The sequence below is a fragment of the Peribacillus sp. ACCC06369 genome (genome assembly GCF_030348945.1).
GTDB lineage: Bacteria > Bacillota > Bacilli > Bacillales > DSM-1321 > Peribacillus.
This window is the reverse complement of record NZ_JAUCEN010000002.1, coordinates 1,265,146-1,285,593: the sequence shown is the minus strand read 5'-3', so window position 1 is coordinate 1,285,593 and position 20,448 is coordinate 1,265,146. Positions and strand designations below refer to the sequence as shown.

General features: G+C 39.3%; 18 protein-coding genes and 1 pseudogene. 5 read left to right on the top strand and 14 right to left on the bottom strand.

Annotated elements, in window-relative coordinates; translation table 11 throughout:
- Positions 1-20: 20 nt before the first annotated feature.
- The 3 genes from cls to spxA all read right to left on the bottom strand — a co-directional run bounded on the left by cls (position 21) and on the right by spxA (position 3,187).
- The gene (gene cls / locus QUF78_RS07115; protein WP_289324124.1) at positions 21-1,529 is read right to left on the bottom strand and encodes a cardiolipin synthase; all 1,509 of its coding nucleotides are present in this window, start codon (positions 1,527-1,529) and stop codon (positions 21-23) included.
- Positions 1,530-1,645: 116 nt separating this feature from the next.
- The gene (gene mecA, locus QUF78_RS07110; RefSeq protein ID WP_289317460.1) at positions 1,646-2,314 is read right to left on the bottom strand and encodes an adaptor protein MecA; all 669 of its coding nucleotides are present in this window, start codon (positions 2,312-2,314) and stop codon (positions 1,646-1,648) included.
- 477 nt (positions 2,315-2,791) lie between these two features.
- The gene (gene spxA / locus QUF78_RS07105) at positions 2,792-3,187 is read right to left on the bottom strand and encodes a transcriptional regulator SpxA (protein ID WP_034314502.1); all 396 of its coding nucleotides are present in this window, start codon (positions 3,185-3,187) and stop codon (positions 2,792-2,794) included.
- 1,000 nt (positions 3,188-4,187) lie between these two features.
- Between spxA and QUF78_RS07100 the strand changes: the two are divergent.
- Positions 4,188-5,534 (top strand): annotated as a pseudogene (locus QUF78_RS07100) (IS3 family transposase).
- 54 nt (positions 5,535-5,588) lie between these two features.
- Here QUF78_RS07100 and QUF78_RS07095 read toward each other — a convergent pair.
- A complete protein-coding gene (locus QUF78_RS07095; RefSeq protein ID WP_289317461.1) occupies positions 5,589-6,170 on the bottom strand; it encodes a GNAT family N-acetyltransferase in 582 nt (193 codons plus the stop codon).
- A 97-nt stretch (positions 6,171-6,267) separates the two neighbouring features.
- Between QUF78_RS07095 and QUF78_RS07090 the strand changes: the two genes are divergently transcribed.
- Positions 6,268-6,456 carry a hypothetical protein gene (locus QUF78_RS07090; protein WP_289317462.1) on the top strand — a complete coding sequence of 63 codons (189 nt, stop codon included), beginning with the start codon at positions 6,268-6,270 and terminating at the stop codon, positions 6,454-6,456.
- Between the two features lie 51 nt (positions 6,457-6,507).
- Here the strand turns inward: QUF78_RS07090 and QUF78_RS07085 are convergent, their stop codons facing one another.
- Positions 6,508-7,653, bottom strand: coding sequence for a putative glycoside hydrolase (locus QUF78_RS07085; protein WP_289327254.1), 1,146 nt, complete (start codon positions 7,651-7,653; stop codon positions 6,508-6,510).
- 587 nt (positions 7,654-8,240) lie between these two features.
- Here QUF78_RS07085 and trpS point away from each other — a divergent pair.
- The gene (gene trpS, locus QUF78_RS07080; RefSeq protein WP_289324123.1) at positions 8,241-9,227 is read left to right on the top strand and encodes a tryptophan--tRNA ligase; all 987 of its coding nucleotides are present in this window, start codon (positions 8,241-8,243) and stop codon (positions 9,225-9,227) included.
- A 36-nt stretch (positions 9,228-9,263) separates the two neighbouring features.
- Here trpS and QUF78_RS07075 read toward each other — a convergent pair whose 3' ends face one another.
- From QUF78_RS07075 to QUF78_RS07060, 4 genes are all read right to left on the bottom strand, one after another.
- Positions 9,264-10,019: a YjbA family protein gene (locus QUF78_RS07075; protein WP_289324122.1), complete on the bottom strand. Its 756-nt coding sequence runs from the start codon at positions 10,017-10,019 to the stop codon at positions 9,264-9,266.
- A gap of 108 nt (positions 10,020-10,127) precedes the next feature.
- Complete coding sequence (locus QUF78_RS07070) at positions 10,128-10,838, bottom strand: DUF2268 domain-containing putative Zn-dependent protease (protein ID WP_289324121.1); 711 nt, start codon at positions 10,836-10,838, stop codon at positions 10,128-10,130.
- A gap of 192 nt (positions 10,839-11,030) precedes the next feature.
- Positions 11,031-12,269: a beta-ketoacyl-ACP synthase II gene (gene fabF / locus QUF78_RS07065; RefSeq protein WP_289317465.1), complete on the bottom strand. Its 1,239-nt coding sequence runs from the start codon at positions 12,267-12,269 to the stop codon at positions 11,031-11,033.
- A gap of 48 nt (positions 12,270-12,317) precedes the next feature.
- Entirely contained in the window at positions 12,318-13,253 is a 936-nt protein-coding gene (locus tag QUF78_RS07060; protein WP_289324120.1) for a beta-ketoacyl-ACP synthase III, read from the bottom strand.
- A 201-nt stretch (positions 13,254-13,454) separates the two neighbouring features.
- On the opposite strand from QUF78_RS07060, the gene QUF78_RS07055 reads away from it, so the two are divergent.
- The gene (locus tag QUF78_RS07055) at positions 13,455-13,676 is read left to right on the top strand and encodes a hypothetical protein (RefSeq protein ID WP_289324119.1); all 222 of its coding nucleotides are present in this window, start codon (positions 13,455-13,457) and stop codon (positions 13,674-13,676) included.
- A 41-nt stretch (positions 13,677-13,717) separates the two neighbouring features.
- On the opposite strand, the gene QUF78_RS07050 is transcribed toward QUF78_RS07055, so the two are convergent.
- The 3 genes from QUF78_RS07050 to QUF78_RS07040 form a co-directional block, all read right to left on the bottom strand.
- Positions 13,718-13,900, bottom strand: a complete 183-nt coding sequence (locus tag QUF78_RS07050; protein WP_034314525.1) for a ComZ family protein — start codon at positions 13,898-13,900, stop codon at positions 13,718-13,720.
- A 267-nt stretch (positions 13,901-14,167) separates the two neighbouring features.
- Positions 14,168-15,001 (bottom strand): Rossmann-fold NAD(P)-binding domain-containing protein, encoded by an 834-nt coding sequence (locus QUF78_RS07045; RefSeq protein ID WP_289324118.1) that lies wholly within the window; start codon positions 14,999-15,001, stop codon positions 14,168-14,170.
- A 102-nt stretch (positions 15,002-15,103) separates the two neighbouring features.
- Positions 15,104-15,826: an alpha/beta fold hydrolase gene (locus QUF78_RS07040; RefSeq protein WP_289324117.1), complete on the bottom strand. Its 723-nt coding sequence runs from the start codon at positions 15,824-15,826 to the stop codon at positions 15,104-15,106.
- Positions 15,827-16,119: 293 nt separating this feature from the next.
- Between QUF78_RS07040 and QUF78_RS07035 the strand changes: the two genes are divergently transcribed.
- Positions 16,120-16,311 carry a YjzD family protein gene (locus QUF78_RS07035; RefSeq protein WP_289317470.1) on the top strand — a complete coding sequence of 64 codons (192 nt, stop codon included), beginning with the start codon at positions 16,120-16,122 and terminating at the stop codon, positions 16,309-16,311.
- 74 nt (positions 16,312-16,385) lie between these two features.
- Here the strand turns inward: QUF78_RS07035 and clpB are convergent, their stop codons facing one another.
- Positions 16,386-18,968: an ATP-dependent chaperone ClpB gene (gene clpB, locus QUF78_RS07030; protein ID WP_289324116.1), complete on the bottom strand. Its 2,583-nt coding sequence runs from the start codon at positions 18,966-18,968 to the stop codon at positions 16,386-16,388.
- A gap of 228 nt (positions 18,969-19,196) precedes the next feature.
- The gene (locus tag QUF78_RS07025; protein WP_289324115.1) at positions 19,197-20,396 is read right to left on the bottom strand and encodes an FAD-dependent monooxygenase; all 1,200 of its coding nucleotides are present in this window, start codon (positions 20,394-20,396) and stop codon (positions 19,197-19,199) included.
- Between the last annotated feature and the right edge of the window lie 52 nt (positions 20,397-20,448).

Below are 20,448 nucleotides of genomic sequence, written 5' to 3'. Positions count from 1 at the left end.
GCATAAAGGAAAGTTAATTTCTATAGAAGGGGTGAAAGCAATCGGCAAGTTGATTCCAATACTTTCAACCCGAAATTCCGTTTGGAAAATGCAACAATTTCCACCTCTTGGGATACCTTTATATCTTCCAAAAAATCATTTACAAGCTGTTGTGTACTTTCCGTCCGGTAGAGAAAGGCATTGACTTCGAAATTCAAGTGAAAGCTTCTCATATCCATATTGGTTGTCCCAATTGAAGCCAGTTGGTCATCAACGATGATGATTTTACTATGCATGAAGCCCTCATTATATTGGAATATACGAACTCCCGAAGCAAGCAATTCGGGAAAATAGGTTCTCGAAGCATGAAATACTATATGCTTATCGGGGTTCTTTGGGACCAGCAGCCTGACATCCAAACCACTTAAAGCAGCTACCTTCAATGCTTGAAAGATATCGTCGTCAGGAACGAAATAGGGTGAGGCAATCCAGACGGACTTTTCTGCAGAAGTGATCATCTTAAAAAAAATGCTCTTAATGATCGTCCACTCACTATCAGGCCCGCCGCCAATCAATTGAACTCCACCATGCTCATGATGCACCGGCACGCCAGTCAAGAGATATTCATCCGTTAAAAAGCTATTATTGGTGCTATAATACCAATCCTGCAGAAATATGATCTGTAAAGTCCTGACCGCATCCCCTTTCACGATAAGATGCGTATCACGCCAAGAACCGAATTTCGGATCATGACCCAAATATTCATCCCCAATATTGAGGCCACCGATGAAACCGACAGAGCCATCTATCACAATTATTTTACGGTGATTACGAAAATTGAATTTATTATTTAATAAAGGGAGATGCAACGGACCAAAGGCAACCATTTCGACCCCTGCATTCTTCAGTTCATCGATATAAGAGCGAGCTAACTTCCATGAACCAACCGCATCATAGAGAAAACGGACTTTTACCCCTTCTCTTACTTTTTGTATCAAGACATCCTTTAGCACACCGCCAATGCGGTCATCCCTAACAATATAATATTCTAAATGAATATGATGTCTGGCTTTTTTTAATTCTTCGATGATATTGGAAAATGTCTCCTTACCATTCCTTAAAATCCGGGTTTCTGTCGTAAATGAAATAGGGCTATTCCCTAGCCTATTTGCAAGAGTGAATAATTGCTGAGAGTTCTCGCCCATTTCCTTAATTCGATCATTATATTCCGCTTCGCCGCTTAATTTCACGAATCTTTGCTTATCCAAAAAGTACTTCTTGCGAAATATCCTTTCTTTCCGAAAATTACGGCCAAACAAAAAGTAAAATAAGAAACCGATGAAAGGGAAAGCGCCAAAAATAACAAGCCATGTAATGGTCTGTATGGGATCCCGATTTTCCAGGAAAATGATAAAACCAATTATCACCAACAAAAGGGTCAATATAAGGCTAGAATAAAAAATCAGCCCGCCACTGACGTCATTTGTTAGAAAATACCAAATTCCGACCAACAAGAGAATAAGCAGACCGATGCCAACTATATTCTTCACCTAGACTACCTCCAATTAACAAACACAGGCACATGTAAAAAACCTCCCTGCCTAAGGTAAGAAAAATTTATTCTAGGACGAAAAGGCCGATTTCAGTAGAAATCGGCCTCAACAGTCTATGCGAAATATTTATCGACCGTTGTGAATACATCATTTTCGATAACTATTTTCCCGTACTCTTCAAGCATGTGCACCGTTATTGGTGACTCCTGACTATATTCCAATAAAAGACTTAGTACATTATCGATTTCTTCCTCATCAATCTCCGCCTCGGAAAATTCGATATAAAGATAATATTTATTTTGATAAACATAAAGTTTTGTCGTCCAGTCATCCAATCCATGACGCTTACTTAATGAAATGACATCCTCAAAATCATCGAATGTCGTGATGAATTCAATCATACCATCTTCGAATGTCATACCGCTTTCTTCATCCTTACCATGGAAATGTTGATCAAGAAGCGTATCCATCTTATCTGATACATTAAAATCCTTTAACTTATCATCTGAAAGAGGCAGCTCGAGTTTCTGACCATCTTTGGCAAGCTGGGCTTTTGTGACCAAAACTTCCAAGCCTTTTTCAAGGGCTTGAACTTGAATCCATAAAGGTCCTTCAATCATGAATTCTTCTTCTTGATGCACTTCATCCATCATTTCCCAAAAAAGCTCCTCACTTCTCTCACGACTGTACCAAATTTCTTCGCGATCGAAGCCTCTTTCCTCAATATCTATATAGGAAATATAAAATTTCACTGTATCATCATTAATGCGTTCGATTTCCATGATTCCCCTCTCCCTTCCTTTCTCATTTTGAAGGGATAATAACCCCCAAGCGAAAATTGCTCTTAAAAGCTCTTTACCCGTAAGTGAATACTGTAAATCATGATAGCCATTAAAACAGACTATTTTACATCATTTTATGACAAAACCTTGAAGAAGGGAAATAAAAAACATTACTTATCTAAAAAACAATTGTTTGCCTAATATTCCATTCATTCTATAAAAAAATTCATCCGCATGCAACTATCACAATGCTTTCTTCAAATTTAATCTTACTGTAGTATATGCCTTATTATATACATGGCCTGGGGAGTAGCATTCTTATTTTATCTTTAAATGATGACCGGCCATAGGGACTTGCTGAAGATGCCAAACGTCTGTCGCCTATGGATTCGGTCATGCCCGGTTATTAAGGTGAAAAATCGGTTATGTATAAAGAAAAAGCCCTGCACAATTCCTGGCAGAGCTTGAAAGACCTTATTAGTTGACCATACGTTGTGCTTCCCGTAACTGGAAGGTACGAACTTTACGTGGTAAAAAGCGTCTTATCTCATCTTCGTTATAACCAACTTGAAGCCGTTTCTCGTCAAGGATAATTGGACGTCTCAACAGTCCTGGGTTTTCCTTGATCAATTTATATAATTCTTGAAGAGGCAGGCTCTCTAAATTTACATTTAACTTTTGGAAAGTTTTTGACCGTGTTGAAATGATTTCATCGGTGCCATCTTCTGTCATTCGAAGAATTTCTTTTATCTCATCAATCGTCAACGGTTCTGAAAAAATGTTTCTTTCTTTATATCCAATCTCATGTTCCTCTAACCATGCTTTTGCTTTTCTGCATGAAGTACAACTAGGTGATGTATATAATGTTACCATGTTTACTCACACTCCCTAAATATAGAATCGGTGATCTATGAGGGGAAATCTACTATTAGTATTCATAAGTACCACTCTAATTTGAAATAATTTTAAATAAGTATTTCATATTCTTTATTATACACTAATTTATTTAAAATGAATACCCTTTTTGATATTTGAAAAAATCCTTTTAAACTTCTGGTTTAGCCTGTACTATAGCTATTTCGTTTTTTTATGTAATACATTAAATCCACTTTTTCTAATTGAAAATACCTACCTATCATTCTCATTTAACTCTCAATTCGGCCCTCATGATTTTTTAATTAGCTCGTTACTTTTATTTACCCCCATTCCTTGTCAATAAACAAGATCTTGTTAATATATTTTCTTTAACAAAAAGCAAATTCCTCCTTTTTACAAGAAAAACCATTCTTTTAGCACATATAATTCCAAAAGTAAAAAAGGTAATTCAAAAGAATCAGCAATAAGGGAACAATCTACCATCCAAGAAGTTATAGATATTCATTTTCCTGCAATAAATGCATAAGAAAGCGAGTTTGCCTGCAGTTTTTTATTTGCAAGACGTTCAGTTCAATTTCAGAAATCCGCTCCCTATACGCCGACTGTCAGCCAAGCGTCTGTGGGGTCTTGGCTAGCCAGTTTTTCGGCAGGAGTGTTGCAAATTCCTTCAATATATCAGGGTCACATCCTAAAAAAAGTAAAAATCGGAGGTTTACCAAGTCTTCTATTAAAAAAACATGGTTCGGGGTAAAACCATTCCGGACCTCCTTTCATCGACAAATTCTAAGAATAGACAGTTTCTCTCAATTTTTCTAAAAATAGTTCCGGTTGTTTTCTGCTGGAGTACTTTTACTTTTTCGTTATCCTGAGCTGTTTTTTCGTCCGTTCACGCAATTTTTCTTCCTTTACCGTACTTTTTTCAACAAACTAAAAAGGACCGGTGAACTGAACTGCACCCAATTCTTAGACAACACCTAACAATTGGAGCTGTATTTTTTTGACTAAATATACGATAGACGAAAAATCAAATGCAGTTATAGAGTACTTAGAAGGGAAAAAATCGATAAATCCATTGCTCAAGAAAGAAATGTAGGTTTATCCCCTCTGAAAAGATGGGTCGCTCGCTATCTAAAACATGGGATGGAAGGACTTGTTCCATCCTATACAAATTACACTCTGCCCTTTAAACTAGAGGTACTTAAATATATGAACGAATATGGGGCATCGATCAACGAGACCGCTGTACACTATAACCTTCCTTCCGATTCTACACTTTTGAATTGGGTAAATCAGTTTAAGGAAGGAGGTATAGACGCCCTAAAACCAATGAAAAAGGGGCGTCTATCCATGAAAAAAGAAACTAATAAAAAATCGCAAGCTAATGGCTCTCAAGAAGCACTTCTTGCCGAATTAGAATACTTACGTGCAGAGAATGCCTATCTAAAAAAGTTGAATGCCTTAGTTCAAGAAAAGGAAGCCTTACAAAGAAAGAAAAAGCGAAAGTAGTCCATGAACTAAGGAAACAATTTGATTTAAAACTGCTTCTATCCATTTCTAAAATGGCACGGAGTACGTACTATTATTGGGTAAACGCCTTCGGGCGTGAGGATAAATACACAGAAATTAAATCCCTTATCAAAGAGATTTTCCATACGCATAAAGGGCGTTATGGGTATCGGCGTATTACCCTAGAATTACGTAACCGAGGTGCTCGCATCAATCATAAAACAGTTCTCCGATTGATGAATGAACTAGGATTAAAGTCATTGATTCGCATGAAGAAATACCGTTCGTACAAAGGGAACATCGGTAAGATTGCGCCCAACATTCTAGCACGTGATTTCAAGGCGGCAAGGTCCATTGAAAAATGGGTGGCAGATGTCACGGAATTCCATCTAGCTGGGGAGAAACTATACTTATCAGCCATTCTTGACCTGTTTAAGGGAGATATCATCGCCTATAATTTCGAATCTCGGCCTGTTTATCCGCTCGTTTCCAAAATGCTGGATAAAGCCTTTGATCGCTTGGAATGAAAGATTCACCCATTCTCCATTCAGATCAGGGCTGGCATTATCAGATGAAACAATACTCGCATGATTTGAAAAAACATAACATTACACAAAGCATGTCCCGCAAAGGAAATTGTCTCGATAATGCGGTCATTGAAAACTTCTTTGGCTTATTAAAATCCGAATTACTCTATCTTCAAGAATTTGAAAGCATGGAGCATTTCAAACAAGAACTAGGAGATTATTTCCATTACTACAATCATCAACGAATCAAGGTAAAATTAAAAGGCATGAGCCCGGTAGATTACCGGGTTCATGCCCTCAAGGCTTCCTAAGTAAATAAAGTGTCTAACTTTTTGGGTTCACTTCAAACAACCGGCCCTTTTTTCTCAAACTTCCATCTCTTTAAAAATATCCGTTTCCTGACCTGCATTCAAGCTTAGTACATCCTCTACATCTTGATAAGATTTCCCATAAAGGTCATCATCTTTATAAGTATGGATTTCAGAATAAATCTCTTTCATGAAATCAAATACGTCTTCTTCATCAACAGATGGATTTGCCGGCCAATATAAGATTTCCATAGGCGTGTTCTCCTTAGTGGCAAGCGATTTTCTGCTATAGGAAATCGAAGAAGCATGATGGAATCCTTCCCTTTTATAAAATTTCAGCCTTTTAAATGTATCATCATCATTTTCTTGTACTGGTTCGACTTCCAGCAAAATCGTTTTCTGCTTTTTTTGCAATTTTTGAATCAATTTCCTTCCTAATCCCTGCCCCCTTGAATTCTTTGATACAAATAGGTAATCAACGAATATAAACTCTTCCCCTTCCACATACAATAAAACATGGTCGGGACCTTCATCCTTTTTATATATTTCCTGCTTATCTTCTAAAAGAACTTCTATATGTTCTTTGGACTTCATTTCTTCAATAGGGAAATACTGGTTTAATTTTTCATACCAATTCATAATTTAATCTCCTTATTTGCTAGTTTATACTTTCCAGATTTTTTCTTATCCACTACAATGGAACTTAAATAGCTTGAAAATATTAGGAGGGGTTTAGATGATCAGTTACTTTATCGACTTTTTTTTAGTCGCTGCTTGCGTTATTGGTATTACAGCTGTGAATGGCGTTGTGACGAATGGCATCGGCGAAAAATGGTTTGGCGGGAAACGTCACTCTCATATTTTCGATCAATCGAAACGAATTCAGTCAGGATGGAGTCAAGTTGGCGGGAATAAAAAGCGGTAATTCAGAGAGAAATTGGATGACCGGAAGGATATTCCTAGGTCATCCATTTTTTCATGGGGTATAGTCTACTCCCTTTGTATATCGATTTGCTGCATTCCATAATAAGTATTCATCAATACCATTATCATTCAATGCTTTTATTTGGGCTTCCACTTCTTCCTTACCATACCTTTGATAATTCCCCTCCCCTAAATATGAGGCAGTAAAATCTTGTAGCCAAGGTCTAGAAGTAGGTGGCGTTTTTAATTCCTTCAGCTTCCCGTTCTCCAATTTCGCATATTCCTTAACGAGATCATACGGCTCCAAATCAGGCTTATCGATACCAAAATAAGATGTCCAGTGACTTGGATAGATCATGGAGGAAATTACATCGACATTCTCAGAGATTTTTGTGAAGTTTTGCCCAATTCCGGGAGCTTCAGGCAATGTAGCAGCATATCCAAAAATATCCACTGATACTTCCACATCATATGGCTCCAGTTGTTTTCTCGCATAACTTACGAAATCCGTCACTGCCTGAACCCTTTTGGCTGTATGACTTACTTTCGCTTCATCATATTCACCGACATCATATTTCAAATCATCTTCCTTGTTTTCGAATCCTTCGGGAAAACGGACATAGTCAAATTGAATTTCTTTAAAACCCATCTTTGCAGCTTCAATGGCAATACCGACATTATAATCCCACACCTCTTTTAAGAATGGGTTAACGAAGGCTTCCCCTCGACCATTCTTCCATACCTTTTCGTCATCTAAAAAAGATAATTCAGGCTTCTCTTTGGCCAGAAGGGAGTCTTTAAAAACGACTACCCTTGCAATCGGATAAATCTGTTTATCTTCCATTTTTTTCAGCATTACCCTTGGATTTTTTATGTAGTCTTTACCAATCCCAGCATATGGAGAATCTGGATCTTCGGTTTGATAAGTAACGTTCCCCAAGTCATCCTTAATATCAATGACCATCGCATTCAAATCGGTTTCATCTACATATTTAATAAGTTCATTCATTTTCTTGCCACCCGCTGCAGGCCCTGTCACATATATTCCGCGCACAGCATCCGGATAGTCGAATTTCAACCCCGAATCAAAAACAAAACGCGGTACGCTCACAGGCAAATCTTTATTTTCTAATGCTACCTGCCTGGTTTCGTTCATGCCTTCCGCATGAACTGGCTGTTGAATCAGGAATATGCACATACCTGTCATCAACCATTTACACATTGGTTTCATTTTCTCCACCTCATTCGCCATCAGTCATCAATATTCAACAAATATAATAAACCCCTTTCTTTAATACCACAAACAATTAATTTTACTCCTATATATTATAAATAATTAAAAAACTCCGCCTTACAAAGTTTATATCTTAAAACCCATAGGTGGAAATACGTTCCTCAGCACTGTATTCCCTTGTATGTATCCTTCCCTAAAATCATCTGCTCATAGTGAAATATAGTAAACGGTTTGATTTTCCTTGAGTCTTTCATTTCTTCCATAATCAAAAAAAGGAAACGGAAAATCCGTACTTTTGCTTGATTGCCGATTCGATTATACATTTAATATGAATAAATGCTAAAATACAGTTATAGTGGACAATTCGTATTCTCAGAATGGCATCGATACTGGACAAAACGGCCCTCCACAAGATTTAAATGAGCGTTCCCTTTCATGGGCTTCACGCACATTTCTTTCAAAGAAAGTGGATTCATTTTCTATTTATCCTTACAATAATGAAGAGCGAATATCCATTTATCAATAAACGCATTTAAAGGAGTGACTAGCAGTTGAAAAGGATTTTCTCCGGCATTCAGCCATCCGGTTCCGTTACTTTAGGAAATTACATCGGAGCCATGAAACAATTCGTTAACTTACAAAATGAATATGAATGTTTCTTTTGTATTGTTGACCAGCACGCAATTACAGTTCCACAAGATCGCCTTAAGTTAAGGAAAAGCATTAAAACTTTGGCCGCTTTATATTTGGCCATTGGTCTAGACCCTGAAAAGAATACCATCTTCATTCAATCAGAGGTACCTGCGCATGCTCAGGCAGGCTGGATTTTACAGAGTATATCCTATATTGGTGAACTTGAGAGAATGACCCAATTTAAAGACAAATCCGCTGGCAAAGAAGGGGTATCAGCAGCACTTCTTACTTACCCGCCGCTGATGGCTGCCGATATTCTCCTTTATGGTACGGATGTCGTTCCTGTCGGGGAAGATCAAAGACAGCATCTTGAATTGACACGCGATTTGGCTGAACGCTTCAATAAAAAGCACAATGATATTTTCAAAATCCCGGAAATCAGCCTTCCTACAGAAGGGGCACGTATCATGTCCCTTCAAGAACCAACCAAGAAAATGAGCAAATCGGATCCTAACAAAAAGGCAACGATTGCCTTATTGGATGATCCGAAGCAAATCGAAAAAAATATCAAGAGCGCAGTTACCGATTCCGAAGGTATTGTCCGTTACGATAAGGAAAACAAAGCCGGAGTTTCCAACCTGATGTCCATTTACTCCATCTTCAGTGGAAAAACCTATTCAGAAATTGAAGAGATGTATGAAGGCAAAGGTTATGGCGACTTTAAAGGTGATCTGGCTGATGTGGTACTTGGAGAAATCCTACCAATCCAGGAACGCTTTAATGAATTAATCGATTCGCCTGAATTGGATGAAATTCTGGACCGCGGTGCAGAAAAAGCCAACATTGAAGCCAATAAAATGATCAGAAAAATGTATAATGGCATGGGACTTGGCAGAAAGAGATAAAAAAAGACGATCCTCATCGGATCGTCTTTTTTTTGTTCATAATATCGATGGGCTATCGCCAGCTTCCACTTGCCAAAGCTTTTCAAAAAAAGGCTGCCCCTTCACCAAATTTTCACAAAGTTGAAGGTGCTTCTCTGACCAGCCTTCCTTCATTTCTTCATATAACTCTAGCCAAGCTATCTGAAAATCCATTTCTTGAATGCTTTCATATTTTTCAGGGGCCCATTCTGTATACCAATAGCGGATTTCAGCAGTATTTTTCGCCGTGAATAATTGGTCCATGGCCATGAATAGTAATTGCTTAAGCTGTCTTTCTTTTCTTGTCAACCCATTCATGAATAAGGGAGACGGCGACAAAATATGATATTCTTTCTCAGATGTAGGTTTTTCAGTAAAGGTGTAATCCATCTCATCATGGTTTTCTATCATGTCATAAACAATTTGTTCCTGCCGGGGAATTATTCTGCTTTTCCTGATCGGAATATGATACCCTATCGTATCAACAGCTAAAATTCCATTTCCATCAGTCACGATAAAACAATAGTCAAGCTGAATTCGTTCATGATTTTTCCTTGCATATGCTTTTTGATACACGTCATTCAGCAATGGCTTAGGTAATTCTGACAAGTCGTTTTCTATGTAGTGGAACAATGTTGCTGACACTTTCAACAAAGGAACTTGATCTAGAAGTTCGATCCCATCATCCTTCCTCCATTCATGAAAATGACAAATATTATAGCCGTTTTCTTCTCCTTCAAACCAGTTAACCCATACATCATGAAGATATAACATCATTCATCCCTCACTTAAACAAATTTCTGTTTGTCAATCAGTATAGGCAGGAACCATACAATTTATTCCTATTCTAGAAAACAGATTAATAAAAAAAGAACGTATATATTAGCTATTTATTGATAAGAATTTTTCAGATTGAATAATGAATGATTTTTTCACAGAGAGTTTTTCGTAATTTTTCACTAGGTAATAGCCACTACAGTATCCAAGCATATATGGGTATCCTTTCGTTCCAAGCAGAAGCACATCATGAAGAGGGTCTGTACGCTTTATCATGTGCTTTTCCTCTAAATGTTTGCTCCAAAATTCTCGTAGTTTATCTTCCTGATATAACTTAGTCCATTTCGCTAAAAAATTTGTTCCTAAATATTTTCCCACCGTTCGTTCCGCTAGCCCTTCCATGATCATCGTATCAAGGAGAGTAAATTCTTTTTGGTCCTTTTTCAAGTGATGCAATCGGCAGACATGATGATATTCATGAATCAACAGGGCCTCCATTTCCTTTTCAGATATACCCTTGTCGTAAAAAAGGAATAGTTTATCTTCAAATGCCAACCCTGACTTTGTTTCAACTGTTTTCTTCCATATCCCAGAAGACATGAGCGGAAAAATAAATATGGGAACATCAGGCCCTCCCCATAGTTTCTTATAAGATGTGAACAGGCTTTGTGTTTTTTCCCATACATTATTTTCTTTTAAGTCTTCCCATGTGAGTTTCGTTTTTTGATTCGGCGAATACATGCCATGCTTTAATAAATGATGATAAATCATACCCGCATCAAGCGTATTGTTGAATGTGCTTTTAAGTCTTTCCATCATCTGGACCGGGTGGTTGAAATCCTTCCTCATCCATTCATCAGTTGAAATGACCCCCATTTCCCATACACCTCCGCTTCTTTTGACTATCGTATGATTTAAAAAAGCTGAATGACACATTTTATATCCTGCATTTTCCCTTCAACACAAAAAGAGCAGATCTCAAAAGATCTGCTCTTCCTTCTGTTTGTTTTATTGATATTTCTTGAAAAGAATAGTAGCGTTATGTCCACCGAATCCAAGTGAATTGCTGATGGCGGCATTGATTTCGCCCTTCCTTGCTTGATTCGGGACATAGTCCAAATCACACTCAGGGTCTGGTGTTTCAATATTGATGGTTGGAGGCAAAATGCTGTCCCTGATTGCCTGAATCGTGAATATTGCTTCCACACCGCCTGCTGCCCCTAACATATGGCCTGTCATTGATTTAGTGGAACTTATTGCAAGTTTATTAGCATGGTCGCCAAAGACTTCTTTGACTGCCATCGTTTCATATTTGTCGTTGTATGGCGTACTCGTTCCGTGGGCATTCACATATTGGATGTCTTCCGGATTCAAACCTGCATCCTCAATAGCAATTTTCATCGCTCTTGCCCCGCCTTCTCCACCTGGTGCCGGAGCGGTAATATGGAAGGCATCTCCAGTTGATCCATAACCAGCTATTTCGGCATAAATCTTGGCTCCTCTATTCAATGCATGTTCAAGATCTTCCAGAACGATGATTCCAGCTCCTTCGCCGATTACGAAACCATCACGGTTAAGATCGAAAGGACGGCTAGCAGTTTGTGGATCAGGATTGGTCGATAAAGCAGTATTTGCACAGAATCCTGCAACCGACATTTTTGTTATTGGCGCTTCGGCTCCACCTGTGATCATCACATCGGCATCGCCACGTTGAATGGCTTTAAACGCGTCACCAATTGAATTTGTTCCTGTTGCGCAGGCTGTTACCGTACATGAATTGATTCCTTTAGCACCCAGTAAGATAGATACCTGGCCAGCTGCCATGTCCGGAATCATCATCGGTACGAAAAATGGGCTCACCCGTTTATACCCTCTGTTTAAAAAGTTTTCATGCTGTGTCTCAAGAGTCTCCAGCCCGCCGATACCCGAACCGATCCAGACCCCGATACGTGCTGCATTTTCATCCGTTATTTTCAGCTCACTATCATTATAGGCCATAACGGATGCTGCAATTGCATAATGGGTAAAACGGTCCATCTTACGCGCTTCTTTACGATTAATATAAGTCTCTATATCAAAGTCCTTGATTTCAGCTGCCACTTTAACTGGGAATTCTTCAGCATTCAAACGAGTTAAAGGCCCTATTCCTGATTTCCCCTCGATTATATTCTTCCATCCAGTTTCTGCATCATTACCAACTGGTGAGATTGCTCCAATACCTGTTACAACTACACGACGATTAGTCATTAAAATGGCTCCTTCCTATTTTAAAGCTCTTACGTTTTGCTACTTCTTTTATTTACCCCACCTAAGAGCGATCGCTCCCCATGTAAGGCCACCACCAAAACCGACCATGACGATTAAGTCATTGTCCTTGATTCTTCCTGCTTCCATTTCTTCCACAAGGGCCATTGGAATGGACGCTGAAGAAGTATTTCCATATTTATGAACCGTTTTTGTCATTTTTTCAAGCGGGAGACCCAAGCGTTCCCTTGAAGCTTCCATAATGCGTATGTTTGCTTGATGCGGGACAAGCAGATCGACATCTTCTTTTGTCAAACCAGCTTTGTCCAATACACCCAGGCTGGATTCCCCCATCTGACGGACAGCAAATTTAAATACTTCACGTCCATTCATATGAATGAAATCTCCTTCCTGTAATAAGTGCTTCCCGCCAGTTCCATCTGCGCCTAATTCAAAGGAAAGGACCCCTTTGCCTTCCGATACAGGTCCAAGTACAGCTGCACCCGCACCGTCACCAAAAAGTACAGCAGTATTGCGGTCTTCCCAATTGGTTACTTTCGAAAGTTTTTCAACACCGACGATCAACACATGCTTATATGCACCTGTCTTAATAAATTGCTGTGCCGTGATCATTGCATACATAAAACCGGCACACGCAGCACTTACATCCATTGCAGCTGCCTTCATCGCTCCCAATTTCTCTTGAATCATGCAAGCGACAGAAGGAAACGACTGATCAGGCGTAACAGTAGCTACAAGAATTAAATCTATCTCATCAGCAGAAATTTCCGCATTTTTCAATGCAGCTTTTGCGGCTTCATAAGCCATATCTGATGTATCAATATCATCATTTGCAATTCTTCTTTCCTCAATACCCGTCCTAGTCCGGATCCACTCGTCGGAAGTGTCCATAATTTTCTCTAAATCCGCATTTGTAACGATTTTGTCGGGTAAGTAGCGGCCAAGCCCAAGTATACCAGCATTCATCTTGCCATCCCCTTATATTTTAATGAGTTATTATAAGCATCTATTATTACCTGGTACTAATTTTATATAAAAAAACACTTCCTTGCAAGAGTTAACAATTTGAATAGCTAAAGAAATCTCTTTCCGAAGTCGGACAAGCGCCTATGCCAGGGGAAATTGGGGACATACATTATAAATAAAAGGAGATAGGAGGAATTTATTGTGGACATCTTCAATCGCAACAACCAGGGAACCCAGGATGATCATTTTTCGAATTTGATGTTTGGCAGGAAAGCTGAACCTGAGCAAGAGGAATCGAAGATTGATTACATGCAATTGATGGAGAGTGTTGAAACTTTGATTTGCTTATACAGTCAATACAAACCGGCCATCGATAAAATTAACCTGAACCCATTGATCGCCAAGTTCTTGAAAAAGGAATAAAAAAATAAGGCTGCCCTTTTACCCGGACAGCCTACCTTCAATTAACGCTGAGCATCTTGTTTTCCAAGCTCATAAGCTTCTTGCATCACGCTTTTAAAGAGCTCCATGAATGGCTCTGCCATCTCCATTGAGAATGGAATCCCGCTTGCTTCAAGCTTCGCTTTAGCCTCTGGGAAGTACTTCATGGCGATCCCCATAAATTCAAGAGTTTTATCTGAACTCATTTGCATTTCCCCCTATCTTTTGAATAACCATCAATTGATCATTGTGATGCCCAAATAAAGCTCAATATTATCATAATTCCACTTGTCCCTTTCGTAAAGGGCGCAAATATAAAATCATGAATATCTTTTGACGTTTATTCCTATCCTTGAACATTATAGTACAAGACTTATAGGGTAGAGGCAAATATACAGTTTTGTCCTTTCCAAATAACGAAGCTTTCGGTTTTATATATTCCTTCGAATTTAAGCATTAAGGTCCTCTCCCCGTTAATCACGCTTTCTCCACTCTTTAAGTAAATTTAATCTTTTATTATGTTTTCTTTGTAGAGCAATGCCTTCTTCCGGGTCCATTTTGCTGTGCACCTCAAATATTGATCCTTTATTGATTTTAGTTTTTGGTTGGGAAATGAATGAATCCATAGTTTCACCAAATATTAACTTGGCACATTTATTCCAATGATCATCAATACTGCTGCACAATTGGATGGCCCTATCGGAAGTGGAGGTAAGCACTGCTTCCAAATCATTCACAAAATCAGTGATGAAGAGGGCATCTCCGGTATATTCGTTAGCGATTGCCGCTTTGATATCTGACTGTCCAAGTTGATTGATTCCAGCCTCAAAGCTCATGCCTTCCGGTTGCCAAGGTCCATAAATCGTCGGTAAAAATATGATTTTTGCAGAATCAATTCCTTCGATCGAGTTTAAAATGGACTGAAAAATACTGACATCTCCTTCAATTGGCATGAAAATAACAAAATTCGGCGTTTGATTAGACCCATTTTTTTTGCATTTTTCAATGAAGTAAACGATTTCGCCTATAAGAAAATCGATTTTACCCGTTTTTCCGCTTTGAATATCGTAACAAGATATGAAAACAGTGTCCTGCTGTGAACTATCCAATAATTTAAGTTTATTTATCGGAAAATATATATAGTTCGAACTTCTACCTATTTCAAGTTCCTTTTCTTCCATAATATATCGACTTGCTTCGGAATCAGCCCAATCAATTCCGATTACTTCTTCACCTTGGTTCAAAAAATATTGAGTTACATGGAATCCCACAAATTGATAAGTGCCAATGACAATGTATGTTTGCATAAATACAGCCTCCTCGTATGCCATCAAGCCCATTTCACTCGACACGTCTAGTTTTTTTAGATGCTGTATCGTATGCAAACTATTGTGAAAATATATCCATTCTCATAAAGACTCTTCATTCTCATTGAAAAACTTCTGTATTTGATAGGGGATTTTATAACGTTTTTCAGGCAATAAATAAGTCAGCTGCAAGTCTGCTTTCCTAGCCAGTTGGATTTCCCGATAAAGGGAGGCTTGCTCTTTCCGCATGCTTCCAAAAACCTGAATCACTTTCATGGGGATTTTCTCAGCGATCACTGTATCATCAGTGTCCAGAATATGCTGTTCACATTCTGCCGGATCGAGCTCATATGCAGCAGCGACCTCGGACAGCCACTTTTTATAGAAGAACTTATTTTCCTTTTCTTTCTCCAGTTGAGCTTTCAAGGAAAAAACCGGATCGATTAATACGACAGAACGTATTTTATTTCCAAGTTCATTCATTAGCTTTAAGGCAAGGAGCGCGCCTGTCCCCTCTGCCAATATATGAACCCTTTGATTGACTATTTCTTTTTTCATGAAAAGGATATATAGGTTAAGGGAAAGGTCCATTGCTTTAGGGCTGCCCCAGTTGGCTCCGTGAAAATTGGATGAGAATAGCGTGTATCCGTATTCCTTTAAATATTCCAATATCCGCAACCTGCCAGGATGCTGCAGCCAAAAGCTGCTGTCTTTTTCGACAAAATGACTACGGTCTCCAATTACCATTACGGAAAAACCACTGGGCCGCTCTGGATAATAGATGATATTCCATTGGTCATCAATTTGAAAAGTTCGTTGTTCCATCGGTCTAACTCCTTTAAGGAATATTACTACTACTATATTAATTTATGACGAAAAATAGAAAGGGTCAGTGGTAACGCCTAACTTCTTATCTTAAATTAACCAAGCTGGGATGGTTTTTTTTTATTGAATACCCAGAATTCCCCTTTTCCCATAGGTACCAACTAGACTGCCTGAAAACTTCTCTTATGATTTAAGGTAATGAATTATTTAATGGTTATTACTAAAAACACGTTTTAACTGTATATTAATTATGGTAAGATAAAAATGAATGTAGTGGAATGAGGTGAAATTCGATGCGTTATGCTTGGACAATTTTTTGGACATTCTTATTAGTGCATATGACTGTATATGTTGTTTCTTCCATGATCGGAGTTTCATACGATGCTGCGCAGGGGACGATTTTAGGAGTAGCTGCTGCTATCCTGATTTGCATCATCCCTGCTATCATGCCTGCTGGGCCAGCAAAAGACTCTCATCAACATTAAGAAACAAAAAGAGGACATCCTTTTTAGGATGTCCTTTTTGTTATACCGTACTTTGCTTTCGGGTAAACTACATTTTATATGAGGACCAATTCATCATGATCATAATCAATCGTTATTTCCAGTCCAACTGTCCCAGCTATGATCTTACGGGCGATTTTCGTTTCAAGATGCTTTTGGATGAATCGCTTCAATGGTCTGGCCCCATATACCGGATCATATCCCTGGTCCGCAATGAATTCCTTAGCCGCTTCAGTGACGTTCAGGATAATATTTTGTTCAGTTAACCTTACTTGTAATTGTTGAACCATTTTTTCTACGATTTCAACGATCTCTGTTTTCGTAAGAGGTTTGAATAAAACAATGTCATCTACGCGATTCAAAAATTCCGGACGGAAATGCCCTCTTAATTCTTTAAAGACTTGATCTTTTATTTCGTCTTCAATTCCACCATCTATCAGGTTGGACTGCAACAAGAAATGGGAACCGATATTGGAAGTCATGATGATCACTGTATTTTTACAGTTGATTGTTCTGCCCTGGGAGTCCGTTATCCTACCATCATCCAACATTTGCAGCAAAATATTGAAGACTTCAGGATGCGCCTTTTCAATTTCATCCAATAATACCACTGAGTATGGGTTTCTCCTAATTGCCTCCGTTAGTTGGCCGCCTTCCTCAAAACCAACATATCCAGGAGGTGCACCAACAAGGCGGGACACGGAATGTTTCTCCATATATTCCGACATATCGATTCGGATCATATGTTCTTCACTATCGAATAGCGTTTCTGCCAAAGCTTTTACCAGTTCAGTTTTACCTACTCCAGTCGGCCCCAGGAAAATGAATGAACCAATCGGTCTGTTGGGGTCCTTAATTCCAGCCCTTGCCCGTAAAACAGCATCGGATACTAGTTCCACCGCTTCTCCCTGACCTATTACGCGTTCATGCAGGATATCAGAAAGGCGAAGCAGCTTCTCCCTTTCACTTTCCACCAGCTTGCTTACGGGAATCCCCGTCCACCTTGCAACAATCGAGGCAATTTCCTCCTCAGTCACTTCTTGGCGAAGCAACCGTGATTCCTGTTTTTCCTTTTCCAATTCATCTTCCATTGCTTCCAATTCTTTTTGAAGCTGTGGAATCCTTCCGTGCCGAAGTTCTGCTGCCCTGTTAAGGTCATAGTCATTCTCTGCCTGTTCCAGCTCATGGCGCAGTTTCTCAAGCTCTTCACGTTGATCCTGCACCTTTTGAAGAGCTGATTTCTCCATTTGCCATTTGGACTTCATGCTATTCGCTTGATCCTGAAGTTCTGATAGTTCTTTTTGAAGCACTTCCAGCCTTGCTTTGCTTTGAGGGTCCTCCTCATTCTTCAAGGCCGCTTCTTCAATTTCAAGTTGCATGACTTTTCTCGTGATTTCATCCAACTCGGAGGGCATTGAATCGATTTCCATTCGGATCATCGCACAAGCTTCATCCACAAGATCTATCGCTTTATCCGGTAGGAATCGCTCCGTTATATATCGGTTCGAAAGGACAGAGGCTGCAACGATCGCCCGATCATGTATCCTGACGCCATGGTGAATTTCAAACCGTTCCTTTAATCCACGCAAAATTGAAATCGTATCTTCCACATCCGGTTCAGGAACCAGAACCTGTTGGAAACGGCGTTCAAGAGCCGGATCCTTTTCAATATATTGTCGATATTCATCCAGGGTTGTTGCACCGATACAGTGCAGCTCCCCTCGTGCAAGCATCGGCTTTAACATATTCCCGGCATCAAGCGCGCCATCCGTTCTTCCGGCCCCGACAATTGTATGCAATTCATCAATGAATAAAAGGATTTTGCCGTCACTTTTCTTGATTTCATTCAACACCGCTTTTAGCCTTTCCTCAAATTCACCGCGGAATTTTGCCCCTGCGACAAGCGCACTCATATCAAGTGAAAAAACGGTCTTGTCCTTTAATCCTTCCGGCACATCCTTTCTCACGATCCTTTGTGCCAACCCTTCGACAATGGCTGTTTTACCAACTCCAGGTTCTCCAATTAATACAGGATTATTTTTCGTTTTACGTGATAGTATCCGAATGACGTTACGGATTTCCGTATCTCGACCGATTACGGGATCGACCTTCCCTGATTTAACCTCAGCAACGAGATCTCTGCCGTATTTTTTAAGTACCTCATATGTGCTTTCAGGATTTTGATTAGTCACTCGTTGATTCCCCCTTATATCGTTTATAACCTGTTTTGCTTTATCATAATCAATCCCATATGATGAAAAAAGCCTGTTTACATTCGTTTTATTGACCTGCAACGACGCAAGAAGTATATGTTCGACAGATAAATATTCATCTTCCCACATCTGCATTTCTTTTTCGGCAGCGGTCAAAATTCCCTGTAAGGAGGATGACATGTAAACCTGGGAAACACTTCCGCTCACTTCCGGTAATCGATCCAGTTCCCTATTAAGCTCTATATCAAATTGATTCATCGGTTTATCAGATTCCGATAAAATCCTGATTAATAAACTTTCATCCTGTTCCATTAAAATCTTTAATAAATGAAGCTCCGTCAGCTCGGGATTCCCTCTATCTTTAGCTAGCTCCTGGCCGCCAATGATTGCCTGTTGGGTTCTCTCCGTCATTTTATTAATATCCATCTTAAAACCTCCCATTCATCTATTTCATGAACGAAACCCCTCTTGATTTGACCAAGTTTGACCTTTATATTTTCATTATACTTCTAATTCTCCCCATGTAAAGGAATGTTATAAAAATGCAATTATGGAGGATGAACGGCAAAAGCCTTTCTTCATAAAGAAGAAAGGCAAAACCCATCTGTAAATTCATTACATCCCATCATAAGATTTTTATGAAACGAATCAGCTTTATGCTTTCACGGCCATTTTATTATAACCATGAAATTCATCGACGAATTTGAAATCCTTATCCGTGCGACCTGCAAGGATTGTATCTCTGAGCAGAATTCCGGCATCGGTTTCATTGTGGATGATTTCCCCCCACATTCTAGCGCTGGTTTGAACATTCGCCGTACGCGGAATCCGTTCCTCTTGGTAGTCCAAAAATGCCTGTTCAATGTCATTCCCATGCTTATGAAGCATATCCGCCATATAAGCTGCATCTTCTAAAGCCTGGCAAGCCCCTTGTGCCAAGTATTGAAGCATCGGATGTGCAGCATCGCCCGTTAGCGTAATCTTCCCTTTTGTCCAATTATCAATTGGTAAACGGTCATACATTGGCCAGCGGCGTTGCCGTTGAATGAATGAAATTGCATTCTGAACAAGCTCACAAGTTCCGGCGAATACATGATCCATTTCTTCGGGGGTACCCCATTGATCTGTTTTTTCGTTTTCTTCCGTGTATTGAGAACTTTTGAAGACCACCACTTGGTTGTATAGTTCTCCCCTTCTAACCGGGTATTGAACAAGATGAAGGTTTGGTCCAATCCACATATATACATCATCTAAATCTCCATGACTCGTAACCTCTTCCATCGGAATCGCTCCTCTGTATGCAACATATTGTGAGCAGACCGGTTGATCTTCAACAAACAGTTTCCGTGCATTAGACCATAATCCATCGGCTCCAATGACAGCCGTTCCTGAATGTTGGGACCCGTTGGCAGAAGTAACCGTCACTTCACCCTCATTTTCTACTGTTTCAATAATGGTTTGGTTCGTTACCAGTTCAATATACGGGTTCATATCACAGGCCTCAGCCAGTACTTTATGCAAATCGGAACGATGCAAAACAATATAAGGCGCTCCATATCTTTCTTTATAAACATCACCTAAATCCAAAGCGGAAAGCTCTTTTCCAGAAAAAGCATCCATCAGTACCAATCTTTTTGGAAAGACTGCTATTTCATTGATTTTTTCCATGACGCCTAAACGCTTTAATACGTTGGTTGCATTTGCGGCAAGCTGAATTCCTGCACCAATTTCACCAAATTCGGGAGCTTGTTCAAGGACCTTTACATACTGTTTAGTTTCTGCGATTCCTAAAGCAGTTGCCAATCCGCCAATTCCCCCACCGATAACGATGAATGGTTTTTTTTCTGTGTTCATCATCAATTCCCCCTATATAAGTAGCTTTTAGCCAATGTTGTGGACCAATACC

What these genes read in the sequence shown, in the direction of transcription:
- QUF78_RS07085 (WP_289327254.1), bottom strand. Translation starts at nt 7,653, where the DNA reads ATGTGCATATTCCTGATTCAACAGCCAGTTCATGCGGAAGGCATGAAC.
- QUF78_RS07075 (WP_289324122.1), bottom strand. Translation starts at nt 10,019, where the DNA reads ATGTTATATCTTCATGATGTATGGGTTAACTGGTTTGAAGGAGAAGAA.
- QUF78_RS07095 (WP_289317461.1), bottom strand. Translation starts at nt 6,170, where the DNA reads ATGAATTGGTATGAAAAATTAAACCAGTATTTCCCTATTGAAGAAATG.
- mecA (WP_289317460.1), bottom strand. Translation starts at nt 2,314, where the DNA reads ATGGAAATCGAACGCATTAATGATGATACAGTGAAATTTTATATTTCC.
- QUF78_RS07025 (WP_289324115.1), bottom strand. Translation starts at nt 20,396, where the DNA reads ATGAACACAGAAAAAAAACCATTCATCGTTATCGGTGGGGGAATTGGC.
- QUF78_RS07040 (WP_289324117.1), bottom strand. Translation starts at nt 15,826, where the DNA reads ATGGAACAACGAACTTTTCAAATTGATGACCAATGGAATATCATCTAT.
- QUF78_RS07060 (WP_289324120.1), bottom strand. Translation starts at nt 13,253, where the DNA reads ATGAATGCTGGTATACTTGGGCTTGGCCGCTACTTACCCGACAAAATC.
- QUF78_RS07045 (WP_289324118.1), bottom strand. Translation starts at nt 15,001, where the DNA reads ATGCAAACATACATTGTCATTGGCACTTATCAATTTGTGGGATTCCAT.
- QUF78_RS07050 (WP_034314525.1), bottom strand. Translation starts at nt 13,900, where the DNA reads ATGAGTTCAGATAAAACTCTTGAATTTATGGGGATCGCCATGAAGTAC.
- QUF78_RS07090 (WP_289317462.1), top strand. Translation starts at nt 6,268, where the DNA reads ATGATCAGTTACTTTATCGACTTTTTTTTAGTCGCTGCTTGCGTTATT.
- QUF78_RS07070 (WP_289324121.1), bottom strand. Translation starts at nt 10,838, where the DNA reads ATGGAAAGACTTAAAAGCACATTCAACAATACGCTTGATGCGGGTATG.
- spxA (WP_034314502.1), bottom strand. Translation starts at nt 3,187, where the DNA reads ATGGTAACATTATATACATCACCTAGTTGTACTTCATGCAGAAAAGCA.
- QUF78_RS07035 (WP_289317470.1), top strand. Translation starts at nt 16,120, where the DNA reads ATGCGTTATGCTTGGACAATTTTTTGGACATTCTTATTAGTGCATATG.
- fabF (WP_289317465.1), bottom strand. Translation starts at nt 12,269, where the DNA reads ATGACTAATCGTCGTGTAGTTGTAACAGGTATTGGAGCAATCTCACCA.
- clpB (WP_289324116.1), bottom strand. Translation starts at nt 18,968, where the DNA reads ATGGATATTAATAAAATGACGGAGAGAACCCAACAGGCAATCATTGGC.